The sequence below is a fragment of the Allosphingosinicella indica genome (assembly GCF_900177405.1).
GTDB lineage: Bacteria > Pseudomonadota > Alphaproteobacteria > Sphingomonadales > Sphingomonadaceae > Allosphingosinicella > Allosphingosinicella indica.
In genome coordinates, this window is record NZ_LT840185.1 from 2,418,294 (window position 1) to 2,431,196 (window position 12,903).

The following is a 12,903-nucleotide window of genomic DNA, read 5'->3' on the forward strand; positions in this document are numbered from 1 at the left end:
GTGCCGTGACCACGCGTAAGTCTCTCCTCACCGAAGAAAATTTCGCCCGCGTTGTCGTCGGTTTCGTTACCGTCGGTTTCATCGCGATCGTCGTCGCGGCGGCGGCGGCGGGTTGGGCGCAGTGGCGTAACCAGCAATATCTCGAGGCGATCGATCATACGCGCACGGTCGAAAGCCGCATTTCCGATTTCTCCACGCTGATCGAACGGGCCGAGACCGCACGGCGCGGCTATCTCGTGCGCGGCGCCTTCAATCACCGCCAGGCCTATGAGGAAGCCGTCGCGCCGCAGCGGCCGCTGCTCGACGAGATCGCCGCGCTCACGGCGGACAATGCGGCGCAGCAGCGCCGCGTAGCCGAAACGCGCGCCTTGCTCGCGGAGCAGCTCGCCTTCCAGCAACAGACGATCACGCTGATCGATCAGGGCCGTTTCGACGAAGCGATCGCGCAGTTCCGCAACGATCCGTCGATCACGCTCACCCGCCAGCTCCGCGAACGCGCGGCGGCGATGCTGGGCGAGGAAGGACGCTTGCTGGGCGAGCGCAACGCCGCGCAGACGCGCGCGGCGGATACGCTCTTCGCGCTCGCCGCGCTGGCGGGGATCCTGTTGCTCATCGTTGCTGCGGCCGCGGTCACCGCCATCCGGCGCTACACGACCGATCTCGCGACCTCGCGTTCGGCGCTCCGCGCGCTCAACGAGAATCTCGAGGATGCGGTCGAGGAACGCACCGTCGATCTCCAGCGCGCCAACGACGAGATCCAGCGCTTCGCCTATATCGTCAGCCACGATCTGCGCTCGCCGCTCGTCAACGTAATGGGCTTTACGGCCGAGCTCGACACCGCGCGCCAGCAGATCACCCGCTATTTCGACGAGGCGTCGGCCAACGATCCCGAGCTCGCGAAGAGCGATGCGGCGATCGCCGCGCACGAGGATCTGCCCGAGGCGATCGGCTTCATCCGCTCTTCGACGCAGAAGATGGACCGGCTCATCAACGCCATTCTCCAGCTTTCGCGCCAGGGCCGTCGCACCCTCGCGCCCGAGCCGATCGACATGAACGCGATGGTGCTTGGCATCGCCGACATGCTCCAGCATCGCACGAGCGAGGCCGGCGCTGAAATCCGCATCGAAGGCAAGCTGCCCGCAATCGAGACTGACCGCCTGGCGATCGAGCAGATCTTCCAGAACCTCATCGAGAATGCGGTCAAATATCTGAAGCCGGGCCGCGCCGGGGTCGTCACCGTCCGCGGGCGCCGCGACGGCAAGCGGCTTCTCTACGAGGTCGAGGACAACGGCCGCGGTATCGATCCGCGCGATCACGAGCGCGTGTTCGATCTCTTCCGCCGCTCGGGCCAGCAGGACCAGCCCGGCGAAGGCATCGGCCTCGCCCACGTCCGCGCGCTCGCCTATCGCCTCGGTGGCCTCATCTCGTGCGAGTCCGAGCTTGACCGGGGCGCGCTGTTCAGGCTTTCACTGCCGCCGAAGTTTCAAGCCGGGGAAGGGGTTAGCCAGTGACCGAGCATCAGCCTGTCACGATCATCATGGTCGAGGACGATGAGGGCCACGCGCGCCTCATCGAGAAGAACATCCGCCGCGCCGGTATCTCGAACGACATCAAGCATTTCACCGACGGCACCAGCGCGCTCGACTATCTGTTCAACGCGCCGGAAGGGCCCGCGCTCAATGGTCCGGGTCTGGTGCTGCTCGATCTCAATCTGCCGGACATGAGCGGCACCGACATCCTCGCCCGGATCAAGACCGAGGGGCCGCTGAAGCGCACGCCCGTGGTCGTGCTCACCACCACCGACGACAAGGTCGAGATCCAGCGCTGCTACGATCTCGGCTGCAACGTCTACATCACCAAGCCGGTCAATTATGAAAGCTTTGCGGACGCGATCCGTCAGCTCGGCCTGTTCCTTTCGGTGATCCAGGTTCCCGACGTCGGCGAGGACGCTTGAGCGAGGCTTCCGCCCGCATCCTCTACATCGACGACGACGAGGGTCTCCGTCGGCTGGCGGAGCGCGCGCTGTCGCGCCGCGGCTATCATGTCGAGACCGCCGCTAACGGCATCGAAGGTGTCGCCAAGGCCGAGGCAGGCGCGTTCGATCTGGTCGCGGTCGATCACTACATGCCCGGGCAGGACGGGCTCACCACGCTCGCCCAGCTCGGCGCGCTGCCCAATCCGCCGTCGATCGTCTACGTCACCGGTTCGGACGAGAGCAGCGTCGCCGTCGCGGCGCTCAAGGCCGGCGCGGTCGATTATGTGGTGAAAGGCGCCGGCGGTGAATTCTTCGATCTCCTCGCCCGCACGTTCGAGCAGGCGCTCGGCCAGCGCCGCCTGATCCTCGCCAAGGACACCGCCGAAGCGGCGCTCCGCGAAAGCAATGCCCGGCTCGAGGCGCTGCTGCGCGAGGTCAACCACCGCGTCGCCAACAGCCTGCAGATCGCCTCGGCCTTCGTCTCGATGCAGGCCAAGGCACTCACCGATCCCGCCGCCCGCGCCGCGCTCGAGGACACCCAGCGGCGGATCGGCGCGATCGCGCTCACCCACCGCAGCCTCTATACGTCGGAAAGCGTCGATACGATTGAGATGGACGAATATCTCGCCGGGCTGGTGCGCGAGCTGGAGCGGACTTGGTCGACCCCGCAGGCACCGCGCAAGCTCGCGCTGTCGGCCGAGAAGGTCGCGCTCAAGACCGATCGCGCGGTCTCGGTCGGCATCATCGTCAACGAGCTCGTCAGCAACGCCTGCAAATATGCCTATCCGGCAGGCACCTCCGGCGAGGTCCGCATCGCGCTGGCCCGCGACAATGGCGATTTCCTGCTGACCGTCGAGGACGATGGCTGCGGGCTTGACCCTGCCGCTGCCGCGCAAGGCACCGGCCTCGGCACCAAGCTCATCGCCGCGATGGCGGGGAGCCTGCGCGCGACGCTCGGCTACGATCCAGTGCCGCGCGGCGTCCGCGCCTCGCTCCGCGCCGCGGCGGCCTAGTCCACGTTCACGCCGAACAAGCCGCCCAGGAACACCGTCTCCACCTCGCGGCGAAGATCGTTGTTGTGCTTCTTGAGGAAGCCGTGGCCTTCGTCGGAAAAGACGACGTACCAGGCGGGCACGCCGTTGGCGCGGATGCCGGCGACCACCTGATCGCTTTCCGATTTGGGCACGCGCGGATCGTTGGCGCCCTGCATCACCAGCATCGGCTTCTTGATCTTGGCGACATTCGCGAGCGGGTTGATCCGCTCGAACACCTTGCGCATCGCCGGATCGCGTTCGTCGCCATATTCGGCGCGCCGGTTGTCGCGGCGATAGGCCTCGGTATTGTTGAGGAAGGTGATGAAGTCGGAGATGCCGTAGCGCTCGACCCCGCCGACCAGCCGGTCCGAATAATGGGTCATCGTCGCGAGACTCATATAGCCGCCGTAGCTCTGGCCGTAGACCGCGACGCGCTTGGCATCGAGATTGTCTTGCCTGCCGATCCAGTCGAGCAGCGCGCCGATGTCCTTGACGCTGTCTTCGCGCTTCGGCCCGTTGTCGAGATTGAGGTAGCGCGTGCCATAGCCGTCCGATCCGCGCACATTGGGCAGGATCACGGTCGCGCCAAGCACGTCGGCGAAGTGCTGTGCATAGGCGTTCCAGCCCGGGCGCGTCTGCGCTTCCGGCCCGCCGTGGATGTCGATGATCACCGGCGTCTTCGCGCCCGCCGCCGCGGTCTTGGGGCGATAGACGAAGGCCGGCACCGACAAGCCGTCGAACGATTTGAAGCGGATCAGCCGCGGCTCGGCGAGCTTGGCGGGATCGAGTCCGCCCAGCTCCGAATTGGTCCAGCGCGTCAGTTCGCCGCCCGCGACGTCCCAGCTCCAAACGTCGCCCGCCGAGGTGGCGGTCGAGAGGCTAAGCGCGAGCTTCGATCCGTCGGGCGAGAATTTGAGCCCGGTCAGCACGCCTTTGGGAAGGTCGGGCTGGGGCAGGGCGCGGCGGGTGATCCGGTCCTGCACCACGACGCGCGAGAAGCCATCTTCGTTGACCGTATAGGCCAGCACGCGCCCGCCGTCGGAGAGGTCGAACGTCTCGACATCCCATTTGAGGCCGGGCGTCAGCACCGTCCGCTTGCCGCTTTCCAGATCGACCTCGACCAGCCGCCGAACGTCGCTGTCCGCATCGCTGATCGTCAGGATGCCGCGGCCGTCGGGGGTGAAGCGCGATTCCTCGTAGCGCGCGGGTTTGGCGCTGAACGCCAGCTCGCGCGCTTGGCCGGTGGCGAGATCGAGCACTGAGAGCCGCGTCTCGCGGTTGGAGAGGTTGCGCGCGATCAGCACCTTCGACTTGTCGGCCGAAACATCCTCCGGCCCGATCGATCCGGTGCCCTGATAGGCGAGCTTGCGCGTCGCGGGATCGGCGGGATCTGCCGTATAGATCGCGTAATCGGCAGATCCCTTCACCGCGCGCGACCAAGCGACGAGGCTGCCGTCTTTCGAAAAGGCATAGCTCTGGTTGCGCGTGCCCGGTTCGGTCAGCGCGACCGGATCACCGCTGAGCCCGGCGGTGTAGAGCTGGAACCACTCGTCGCCGCCGGTGTCGCGGACGAAGAGGTAGCGGTCCTGCCCGGGAATGGTGCGTGCGCCTGCCACCGGCTCGGAGAAGAAGGTGAGCTGCTGGCGCGCACCGCCCGGCGCGGCGACGCGGTGGATCTGGCTCGTCGTGCCGAAGCGCGTCGAGATCAGGATCGATCCGTCGGGCAGCCAGTCGCGGAACGTCGCGTCGCGGAAATTCTGGAAGCGTTGCACCCCGACTTTCACCGCATCGGGGATCGCGGGCACATTCTCCAGCGTCGCGGTGCCGATCTGACGCCGCTCGACACCGGGCGCGGTGGCGGTCTGCGCTGCGAGGGGCGATGCGCTGGCGAGCAGCAGCGAGGTGATGAGGGCGAGGCGCATGGAGACTCCCGAGATGGACAGGCGCCCATCCTTGCCGTCCGCGTCGCACCATGCAACCCGCTTGTCCGCGGGAAGCGAGCCTCAGCCCTTCTTGGGCCCGTCCTTCTTGTCGCGATTGACGTAGAGCAAAGCCGCGACCAGCGCTGCAGATCCGATTCCCATGGCGATGCCGGTCGCAAGCTTGACGTTGGACTTGTCGGCTGCGGCTTTGTCGGCGGACTTTGCCACAGGTTTGGAAGGACTCTCTGTCATGACATGTTCCCTAGCCGCCTTGGCCTCGGCCGCCAAGTGGACTGCGGGTGCCACGCGCTCCATCGTCTCGAGATCGGTGCCGGTCATTTCGTCACCTTCGCGGCAATCTCGGCGACATAGCGGCCCTGATAGCGTGCGCCGTCGAGCTCATTCTCGCTCGGCTGCCGCGACCCGTCGCCGCCGGCGATCGTCGACGCGCCATAAGGGCTGCCGCCGGTGATCTCGTCGAGCGTCATCTGTCCCTTGAACTTGTAGGGCAGGCCGGCGACGACCATGCCGAGGTGGAGCAGGTTGGTAAGGATCGCGATCAGCGTCGTTTCCTGGCCACCGTGTTGGGTTGCCGTCGACGTGAAGGCGCCGCCGATCTTGCCGTGCAGCGCATCCTTCGACCACAGCCCGCCGGTCTGATCGAGGAAGTTCGCCATCTGCGAAGCCATCCGCCCGTAGCGCGTCCCGACGCCGACGATGATTGCGTCATAATCCGCCAGCTCGTCGACCTTCGCGACCGGCGCCTTCTGGTCCATCTTATAGCCCGATTTCTTGGCGACCTCGTCGGGCACCAGCTCGGGCACGCGCTTGATGTCGACCTCGGCACCCGCCTCCCGCGCGCCCTCGGCCACCGCTTGCGCCATCGTCTCGGTATGGCCGTAAGCGGAATAATAGAGAACGAGGATCTTGGTCATGCGCGGGTCTCCGGAACGGTTTCCGGATCAACATCTGATGCCTCTGATCGTTGCAGCATTATTCGCGCAGAGACGCAGAGGCGCGGAGAACACCGCGCCGCGCAGCGGCTTCAGCTAAAAAGCGATCTGGAAAGCCGCTGTGCGGCAAGAGCGTACCGACCTCTCTGTGCCTCTGCGTCTCCGCGCGCACACCCAATGTTTCCTACTTGTTCTCACGGAACAAACAAGATACACAAAGCGCAGCGTTGATCGGTCGGCGCGGACATCATACGGGAGGCTGGAAGCCAATGGCGGCATCGCTCAAAGTGGTCGGAAGCGACCGGACCGGGGACAATATGGACAAGCAGAAGGCGCTGGAAGCGGCGCTCTCCCAGATCGATCGCGCATTCGGCAAGGGCTCGGCGATGAAGCTCGGCAGCCGCGAGAAGACCGAGATCGAGGCGATCTCGACCGGCAGCCTCGGGCTCGACATCGCGCTCGGCATCGGCGGCCTGCCGCGCGGCCGCGTGATCGAGGTCTACGGGCCGGAAAGCTCGGGCAAGACCACGCTCGCGCTGCAGGTGATCGCCGAGGCGCAGAAGACGGGCGGCACCGCCGCGTTCGTCGATGCCGAACATGCGCTCGATCCGATCTACGCCAAGAAATTGGGCGTCGACATCGACGAGCTGATCGTCTCGCAGCCCGACACCGGCGAGCAGGCGCTGGAGATCGTCGACACGCTGGTCCGCTCCAACGCGATCGACGTGCTGGTGGTCGACTCGGTCGCGGCGCTGGTGCCGCGCGCCGAGATCGAAGGCGAGATGGGCGACAGTCACGTCGGCCTTCAGGCGCGCCTGATGTCGCAGTCGCTGAGGAAGCTCACCGGCTCGATCAGCCGTTCGCGTTGCATCGTCATCTTCATCAACCAGCTGCGCATGAAGATCGGCGTGATGTACGGCAATCCGGAGACGACAACGGGCGGCAATGCGCTGAAATTCTATGCGTCGGTCCGGCTCGACATCCGCCGCACCGGCCAGATCAAGGACCGCGACGATATCGTCGGCAACACCACCCGCGTGAAGGTTGTCAAGAACAAGGTCGCGCCGCCGTTCAAGCAGGTCGAGTTCGACATCATGTACGGCGAGGGCATCTCGAAGGTCGGCGAGATCCTCGATCTCGGCGTCAAGGCGGGCATCGTCGAGAAGTCGGGCGCCTGGTTCTCCTACGATTCGATCCGCATCGGCCAGGGCCGCGAGAATTCGAAAGTCTATCTCAAGGAAAATCCCGAGATTGCGGCGCGGATCGAGAATGCGGTGCGCGGCCGCACGGACGACGTCGCCGAGGCGCTGATGACCGGGCCGGAGCCCGACGACGACTGATCGCACCGAGGATCGCGCAGCCCATGGCCAGTGCGAACATTGGGAACATTCGCAGAAATTGAGAAAGGGGCCGGCGGATCGTCCGGCCCCTTTTCATGCGCCGGCGACGGCCTTGCGATTGGCCCAGAGCGCGACTGCGAAAGCGGCGAGCCCGCACAGGGTGAAGCCGGTGAGTAGCGGCAGCGTCGTCCCGTCGAACGCCTGGCCGATGGCGAGGCCGATCAGCGCGCCGCCGATGGTGGTGATCAGCCCCTGCACAGACGAGGCGGTGCCCGCGATATGGCCGAGCGGCTGCATCGCGATGGCGCCGAGATTGGCCGAGATGAGGCCGAAACAGACCATCGTCAGCGCCTGCATCGCGACGAAGCTGACCAGCGTCTCGCCGATCAGCGCCGCGACCGCGAGGTGCAGCCCCGCGGCCGCCGAGAAGCCGGCGAGCGCGATCAGCATCAGTCGCCGCGATCCGTGCCGCTCGACGATCCGCGCGTTGAGATAGGAGCTCGCCGCCATCGGCAGCGCGACGCAGGCGAAGATCGCCGCCATGAGCTCGGGACGGCCGAACACGTCGAACACGATCTGCTGGATCGAGTTGATGAAGCCGAACAGTCCGCCCATCACTAGCGTCAGCGCGATCGTGTTGCCGATCGACAGGCGATGCGAGAGCGTGATCGCAAAGGCTTCCCGGAGCTTCGCCAGCGACAGCGCGCGGCGTTTTTCCGGCGGATGAGTCTCGGGAAGACGAATCAGCGCCCAGGCGAGCACCGCCGCGGCATAGACGCCGAGCCCGATGAAGATGAACCGCCACGGCGCGACGAGCAGCACCGCCTGGCCGAAGGCGGGGGCGAGCACCGGCACGATCATGAAGACGATGAACACCAGACTCATCACCCGCGCCATCGCCGCACCGTGGAAGCGATCGCGGACGATCGAGACGACCAGCACCCGCGTCCCGGCCGCCGCCATGCCCTGCAGCACCCGTGCGCCGAGCAACAGCTCGAAGCTCGCGGCGATCCCGGAGAGCAGGGCGAACACGGCATAGAGACCAAGGCTGATCGTCAGGATCGCTTTTCGCCCGAGCCGGTCCGACAGCGGCCCGTAGAAAAGCTGCGCGCCGCCGAAGCCGAGCAGGTAGGCGGTGATGACGAGTTGGCGGCGGTTCTCCTCCGCGACGTCGAGCGCCGCGCCGATCGCGGGGAGCGCGGGCAGCATCGCATCGATCGCGAGCGCATTGGTCGCCATCAGCGCCGCCATCAGCGCGACGAACTCGCGCATCCCCGGGCCGGGATAGGCCGCGGGCGCAGAAGGCTGTGGCGACGACGCGCTGGGCTGGGCGCTCATGACGGGTTTCTATCCAAAACGGAAAAGGCGAGCCCCGCCCTAGACAAGCCACCCCCTGCGAGCCAAGACCTTTCGATGAACGCGGCGCGGGCAGGGGAAGCGGACAAGGCGCGGGTGCGGCTGATCGGCCTGCCGACCGACGTGCATTCGAGCTTTCTGCGCGGACCCGCATCGGCACCGCCCGCGATCCGAGCGGCGCTGGCTTCCGATCATTCGAACCTGGCGTGCGAAGCGGGGTTCGAGCTCGCCGCTGACATCGTCGTGGAGGACGCCGGCGATCTGCCGCTCCACGAGGATGCGGGCGACGATGCCATCATCCGCGCCGCCGTCGCCGATGCCATCGCCGCGGCCGCCGTACCGATCGCGCTCGGCGGCGATCATGCGGTGAGCTTTCCGCTGGTTGAAGCGGTCGCCGCCGCGCACGGCCCGCTCAACGTCCTCCACATCGACGCGCATCCCGATCTCTACGATGACTTCGGCGGTGATCCGCGCTCGCACGCCTCGCCCTTCGCGCGGATCCTGGAGGGCAGTCATGCCCGCCGTCTCATCCAGGTCGGCATTCGCACGCTCAATGCGCACTGCCGCGCGCAGGCCGAGCGGTTCGGCGTCGAGATCGTGCCGATGCGCGGCTTCATGCCCGCGGATGTGCCCGTGCTGGACGCGCCGCTCTATATCAGCATCGATCTCGACGGCTTCGATCCCGCCTTCGCCCCTGGCGTCTCACACCACGAACCGGGCGGGCTCAGCGTCCGCGAGGTGCTCGACATACTCGATCGCCAGACCGCGCGCGTGGTCGGCGCCGACATCGTCGAGCTCAATCCGGCGCGCGATCGCGACGGCGTCACCGCAACCCTCGCCGCCAAGCTCGTCAAGGAGCTTGCCGGCCTTATCGCAAGGAACGGCGCATGATCACCGTCCATCATCTCGAGAATAGCCGGTCGCAGCGGGTGCTGTGGCTGCTGGAGGAGCTCGGCCTGCCGTTCGAGGTGCGTCGCTACGAGCGCAACCCGAAGACGATGCTGGCGCCGCGCGCGCTGAAAGCGGTCCATCCGCTCGGCAAATCGCCGGTGATCGAGGATGAGGGCCGGATCATCGCCGAGACGGGCGCGATCATCGAATATCTGGTCGAGAAGGCGGACGGGCGGCTCGGCCCGCCGGCGTCGCGCGACGACGTGCTGCGATACCGGCATTTCCTTCATTATGCGGAAGGCTCGATGATGCCGCCCCTGTTCGGGCTGCTGGTCGTCGGCCGCCTGGGGCTGCTCGGCCGCCCGGCGCGCGGGCCACTGCTCAAGATGTTCGGCGAGCATCTCGCCTGGCTCGATGCCGAGCTGGCGTCGCGGCCCTGGTTCGCGGGCGAGGCCTTCAGCGCGGCGGACGTCATGATGAGCTTCCCGCTCGAGGCCGCACGCGCCCGCGCCGGCCTCGACGGCCGCTATCCCAACCTGCTCGACTGGCTCGAGCGGATCCACGCCCGCCCGGCCTATGCCGCCGCACTCGCCAAGGGCGGGCCTTACGCCTACGCCTGAGCGCCGCCGCTAGAAGCGATCGGTGCCGGGCGGCGGCGGGGGGACGTGCGACGGCGCCTTGGGCGGCTCGATCTCGGCTGGCTCGATCGGATCCAGCGGCACTTCCGACCGCGCGACCACTACGCTCGCTACCGCATTGCCGACGACGTTGGTGGCGGATCGGCCCATGTCGAGGAAATGATCGACGCCTAAGAGAAGCAAAAGCCCTGCCTCCGGAATGTCGAACAGCGCCAGCGTGCCGGCTATCACCACCAGGCTGGCGCGCGGCACGCCGGCGACCCCCTTGGAGGTGATCATCAGCACCAGCAACATGGTGATTTCCTGGCCGAGCGTCAGATCGATGCCATAGGCCTGCGCGATGAAGATGACCGCGAAGGTCATGTACATCATCGAGCCGTCGAGATTGAACGAATAGCCGAGCGGCAGCACGAAGCTGGCGATGCGCGGCGGCACGCCAAACCGGTCGAGCGCCTCCAGCGTCCGTGGGTAAGCCGCTTCGGACGAGGCGGTGGAGAAGGCGAGGATGATCGGCTCGCGGATGTAGCGCAGCAGCAGCTTCACGCGCTTGCCGACGATGACGAAGGCAGCGAGGATCAGCAGCGCCCAGAGAATGACGAGGCCGATGTAGAAGCTGCCGATGAAATAGCCGAAGGTGCCGAGGATGGTGGGTCCGCGCTCGGCGACCGTTCCCGCCACCGCCGCGAACACCGCGATCGGCGCGAAGCGCATCACATAATCGGTGATCTGCAGCATCACCGCGACAAGCGATTCGAACGCCCTGACCAGCGGCGCGGCCTTCTCGCCGATTGCCGTCATCGCGACGCCGACGAACAATGAGAAGACGACGATCTGGAGGATCTCGTTGGTCGCCATCGCCTCGACCATCGAGGCCGGGACGAGGTGGGTGACGAAGGTCTTGAGATCGAACCCGCCCTTTTCGACGCCGCTCGCCGCATCGACCGGCGGCAGCGGGAAGTTGAGACCCGCGCCCGGCTGGAGCGTGTTGACCAGGATGAGGCCCAAGGTCAGCGAGACGAGGCTGGCGCCGATAAACCAGAGCAAGGCGCGCAGCCCGACGCGGCCGAGCGCCGCGGTGTCGCCCATATGCGCGATGCCGACTACGAGCGTCGAGAAGACCAGCGGCGCGATTATCATCTTGATCAGCCGCAGGAACAATGTCGTCACGATCGAGAAATAGCCGGCGATCTCGGTGAGCCGCCCCTGGCTCGCCTCCGTCCCGTCGGAGATGCTCGCGTTGAGCGCCCAGCCGAGCAGGATGCCGGCCACCAGCCCGATGAGAATGAAATAGGTGAGGCGCTTTGCCACGCTTGGTCCCCCGAAATGAGCGGCGCCAAGAATGATATCGCGCGGGCGCCGTCAAGCTCTGGTTTTGCGCCTGGCGTCCGCTTCGTGCATCCTAGACCCCGCGCCTGGCTCGGCGCGGGTAATCAAGGAGGCCGGCAAAGGCATGACGGATAGCAAGGGGCTTTCGCTCCAGTGGAAGATGCTGATCGGGTTCGCGGTCGGTTTGACGCTCGGACTGATCGTGCATTTCACGCAGGCGGACGCGCCTTGGGTCGATACCGTCACGACCTATGTGACCGGGCCAATCGGGCAGATATTCCTCAGGCTGCTGTTCATGCTGGTCATCCCATTGCTCTTCTCGGCGCTGGTCGTGGGTGTGGCGGAGATGGGCGACGTCGCCGCGCTCAAGCGGATCGGCGTCAAGACCTTGGTCTATACAGTCGCGATCTCGAGCATCGCGGTGGTGATCGCGCTGACTGCGGTGAACATCTTCCGGCCGGGCGACGGCGTCGATCCCGCGCTCGCGCAATCTTTGCTCAGCGAGGCACGCGAAGGGGCGGGGGCGATCCTCACCAACACGCGCGAGATGCCGTCGGGCGTCCAGGCCTTCCTCAACATCATCCCGTCCAACGTCGTCACCGCGGCCTCGCAGAACGACATCCTCGCGGTGATGTTCTTCGCTTTGATCTTCGGCATCGGCCTGCTGCTGGTCAACACGCCCTCCGCGCAGCGGCTGCAGGAAGCGGTCGAGGGCATCTTCCACGTCACGATGAAGCTGATCGGCATCGTCATCCGCATGGCGCCGATCGCCATCGCCTGCTTCATGTTCAACCTTGCCGCGGTGTTCGGCTGGGAGTTGCTCGTCCGGCTCGGCGCCTATGTCGGCGTGGTGCTGCTCGCGCTCGCGATCCACATGTTCGTGGTCTACTCGGTAGCGCTGAAGACGCTCGGCGGCATGTCGCCGCTCTATTTCTTCCGGCAGAGCCAGGAGGCGATGGTCGTCGCCTTCTCGACCGCATCGTCGAACGCGACACTGCCCACCGCGCTGCGCGTTGCCGAGGAGCGGCTCCGCCTGCCGCCCAAGGTTTCGCGCTTCGTCCTCACCATCGGCGCGACCGCCAACCAGAACGGCACCGCGATCTTCGAGGGCGTGACCGTGCTGTTCCTCGCCCAGTTCTTCGGCGTCGATCTGACGCTGACGCAGCAGTTCATGGTGCTGCTCGTCTGCATTCTCGGCGGCATCGGCACCGCGGGCGTGCCGGCCGGATCGCTGCCGGTGGTGGCGCTGATCCTCGGGATGGTGGGCGTGCCACCGGAAGGGATCGGGCTGGTGCTCGGCGTCGACCGCTTCCTCGACATGTGCCGAACGACGCTCAACGTCACGGGTGATCTCACCGCCGCGGTGGTCATCTCGCGCGGTGAGGACGAGGGGCCGCCGGCGCCGCAACGCACGCCGGAGGGCGAGGGCGTCGCCGAGGCGCATCCGAGCTAAGGGCCACCACACACC

General features: G+C 66.5%; 12 protein-coding genes. 7 read left to right on the forward strand and 5 right to left on the reverse strand.

Annotation, left to right across the window (positions count from 1 at the left end; genetic code table 11):
• Positions 1-5 precede the first annotated feature (5 nt).
• From B9N75_RS11995 to B9N75_RS12005, 3 genes are read left to right on the forward strand one after another with little or no spacing between them, the layout of a single operon-like run.
• Positions 6-1,511 carry a sensor histidine kinase gene (locus B9N75_RS11995; RefSeq protein ID WP_244552345.1) on the forward strand — a complete coding sequence of 502 codons (1,506 nt, stop codon included), beginning with the start codon at positions 6-8 and terminating at the stop codon, positions 1,509-1,511.
• On the forward strand, positions 1,508-1,954 hold the full coding sequence (locus B9N75_RS12000) for a response regulator (RefSeq protein ID WP_085219006.1): 447 nt from the start codon (positions 1,508-1,510) through the stop codon (positions 1,952-1,954). The genes B9N75_RS11995 and B9N75_RS12000 overlap by 4 nt, the downstream gene beginning before the upstream one ends.
• On the forward strand, positions 1,951-2,988 hold the full coding sequence (locus B9N75_RS12005; protein ID WP_085219007.1) for a sensor histidine kinase: 1,038 nt from the start codon (positions 1,951-1,953) through the stop codon (positions 2,986-2,988). Before B9N75_RS12000 ends, B9N75_RS12005 begins: the two co-directional genes overlap by 4 nt.
• On the opposite strand, the gene B9N75_RS12010 is transcribed toward B9N75_RS12005, so the two are convergent.
• The 3 genes from B9N75_RS12010 to wrbA all read right to left on the reverse strand — a co-directional run bounded on the left by B9N75_RS12010 (position 2,985) and on the right by wrbA (position 5,866).
• The gene (locus B9N75_RS12010; RefSeq protein ID WP_085219008.1) at positions 2,985-4,931 is read right to left on the reverse strand and encodes a S9 family peptidase; all 1,947 of its coding nucleotides are present in this window, start codon (positions 4,929-4,931) and stop codon (positions 2,985-2,987) included. The two genes, B9N75_RS12005 and B9N75_RS12010, sit on opposite strands and share 4 nt — an antisense overlap.
• An 81-nt stretch (positions 4,932-5,012) precedes the next feature.
• Positions 5,013-5,270, reverse strand: a complete 258-nt coding sequence (locus B9N75_RS12015; RefSeq protein ID WP_085219009.1) for a hypothetical protein — start codon at positions 5,268-5,270, stop codon at positions 5,013-5,015.
• Positions 5,267-5,866, reverse strand: coding sequence for an NAD(P)H:quinone oxidoreductase (gene wrbA, locus B9N75_RS12020; RefSeq protein ID WP_085219010.1), 600 nt, complete (start codon positions 5,864-5,866; stop codon positions 5,267-5,269). Before wrbA ends, B9N75_RS12015 begins: the two co-directional genes overlap by 4 nt.
• Positions 5,867-6,153: 287 nt before the next feature.
• Here wrbA and recA point away from each other — a divergent pair, with 287 nt between their 5' ends.
• Positions 6,154-7,224 (forward strand): recombinase RecA, encoded by a 1,071-nt coding sequence (gene recA, locus B9N75_RS12025; RefSeq protein ID WP_085219011.1) that lies wholly within the window; start codon positions 6,154-6,156, stop codon positions 7,222-7,224.
• Positions 7,225-7,317: 93 nt separating this feature from the next.
• On the opposite strand, the gene B9N75_RS12030 is transcribed toward recA, so the two are convergent.
• Positions 7,318-8,562 carry a multidrug effflux MFS transporter gene (locus tag B9N75_RS12030; RefSeq protein ID WP_085219012.1) on the reverse strand — a complete coding sequence of 415 codons (1,245 nt, stop codon included), beginning with the start codon at positions 8,560-8,562 and terminating at the stop codon, positions 7,318-7,320.
• Between the two features lie 75 nt (positions 8,563-8,637).
• On the opposite strand from B9N75_RS12030, the gene speB reads away from it, so the two are divergent.
• Positions 8,638-9,471 carry an agmatinase gene (speB, locus tag B9N75_RS12035; RefSeq protein WP_085219013.1) on the forward strand — a complete coding sequence of 278 codons (834 nt, stop codon included), beginning with the start codon at positions 8,638-8,640 and terminating at the stop codon, positions 9,469-9,471.
• Positions 9,468-10,091 carry a glutathione S-transferase family protein gene (locus B9N75_RS12040; RefSeq protein WP_085219014.1) on the forward strand — a complete coding sequence of 208 codons (624 nt, stop codon included), beginning with the start codon at positions 9,468-9,470 and terminating at the stop codon, positions 10,089-10,091. Before speB ends, B9N75_RS12040 begins: the two co-directional genes overlap by 4 nt.
• Positions 10,092-10,100: 9 nt before the next feature.
• On the opposite strand, the gene B9N75_RS12045 is transcribed toward B9N75_RS12040, so the two are convergent.
• Entirely contained in the window at positions 10,101-11,417 is a 1,317-nt protein-coding gene (locus B9N75_RS12045; protein ID WP_085219015.1) for a dicarboxylate/amino acid:cation symporter, read from the reverse strand.
• A gap of 142 nt (positions 11,418-11,559) precedes the next feature.
• Between B9N75_RS12045 and B9N75_RS12050 the strand changes: the two genes are divergently transcribed.
• Positions 11,560-12,888 carry a dicarboxylate/amino acid:cation symporter gene (locus B9N75_RS12050; RefSeq protein ID WP_157123820.1) on the forward strand — a complete coding sequence of 443 codons (1,329 nt, stop codon included), beginning with the start codon at positions 11,560-11,562 and terminating at the stop codon, positions 12,886-12,888.
• Positions 12,889-12,903: the final 15 nt, after the last annotated feature.

Excerpts from the sequence above, each read along its gene's own strand:
- B9N75_RS12010 (WP_085219008.1), bottom strand. The coding sequence starts at position 4,931 with ATGCGCCTCGCCCTCATCACCTCGCTGCTGCTCGCCAGCGCATCGCCC.
- B9N75_RS12015 (WP_085219009.1), bottom strand. The coding sequence starts at position 5,270 with ATGACCGGCACCGATCTCGAGACGATGGAGCGCGTGGCACCCGCAGTC.
- wrbA (WP_085219010.1), bottom strand. The coding sequence starts at position 5,866 with ATGACCAAGATCCTCGTTCTCTATTATTCCGCTTACGGCCATACCGAG.
- recA (WP_085219011.1), top strand. The coding sequence starts at position 6,154 with ATGGCGGCATCGCTCAAAGTGGTCGGAAGCGACCGGACCGGGGACAAT.
- B9N75_RS12030 (WP_085219012.1), bottom strand. The coding sequence starts at position 8,562 with ATGAGCGCCCAGCCCAGCGCGTCGTCGCCACAGCCTTCTGCGCCCGCG.
- speB (WP_085219013.1), top strand. The coding sequence starts at position 8,638 with ATGAACGCGGCGCGGGCAGGGGAAGCGGACAAGGCGCGGGTGCGGCTG.
- B9N75_RS12040 (WP_085219014.1), top strand. The coding sequence starts at position 9,468 with ATGATCACCGTCCATCATCTCGAGAATAGCCGGTCGCAGCGGGTGCTG.
- B9N75_RS12050 (WP_157123820.1), top strand. The coding sequence starts at position 11,560 with ATGACGGATAGCAAGGGGCTTTCGCTCCAGTGGAAGATGCTGATCGGG.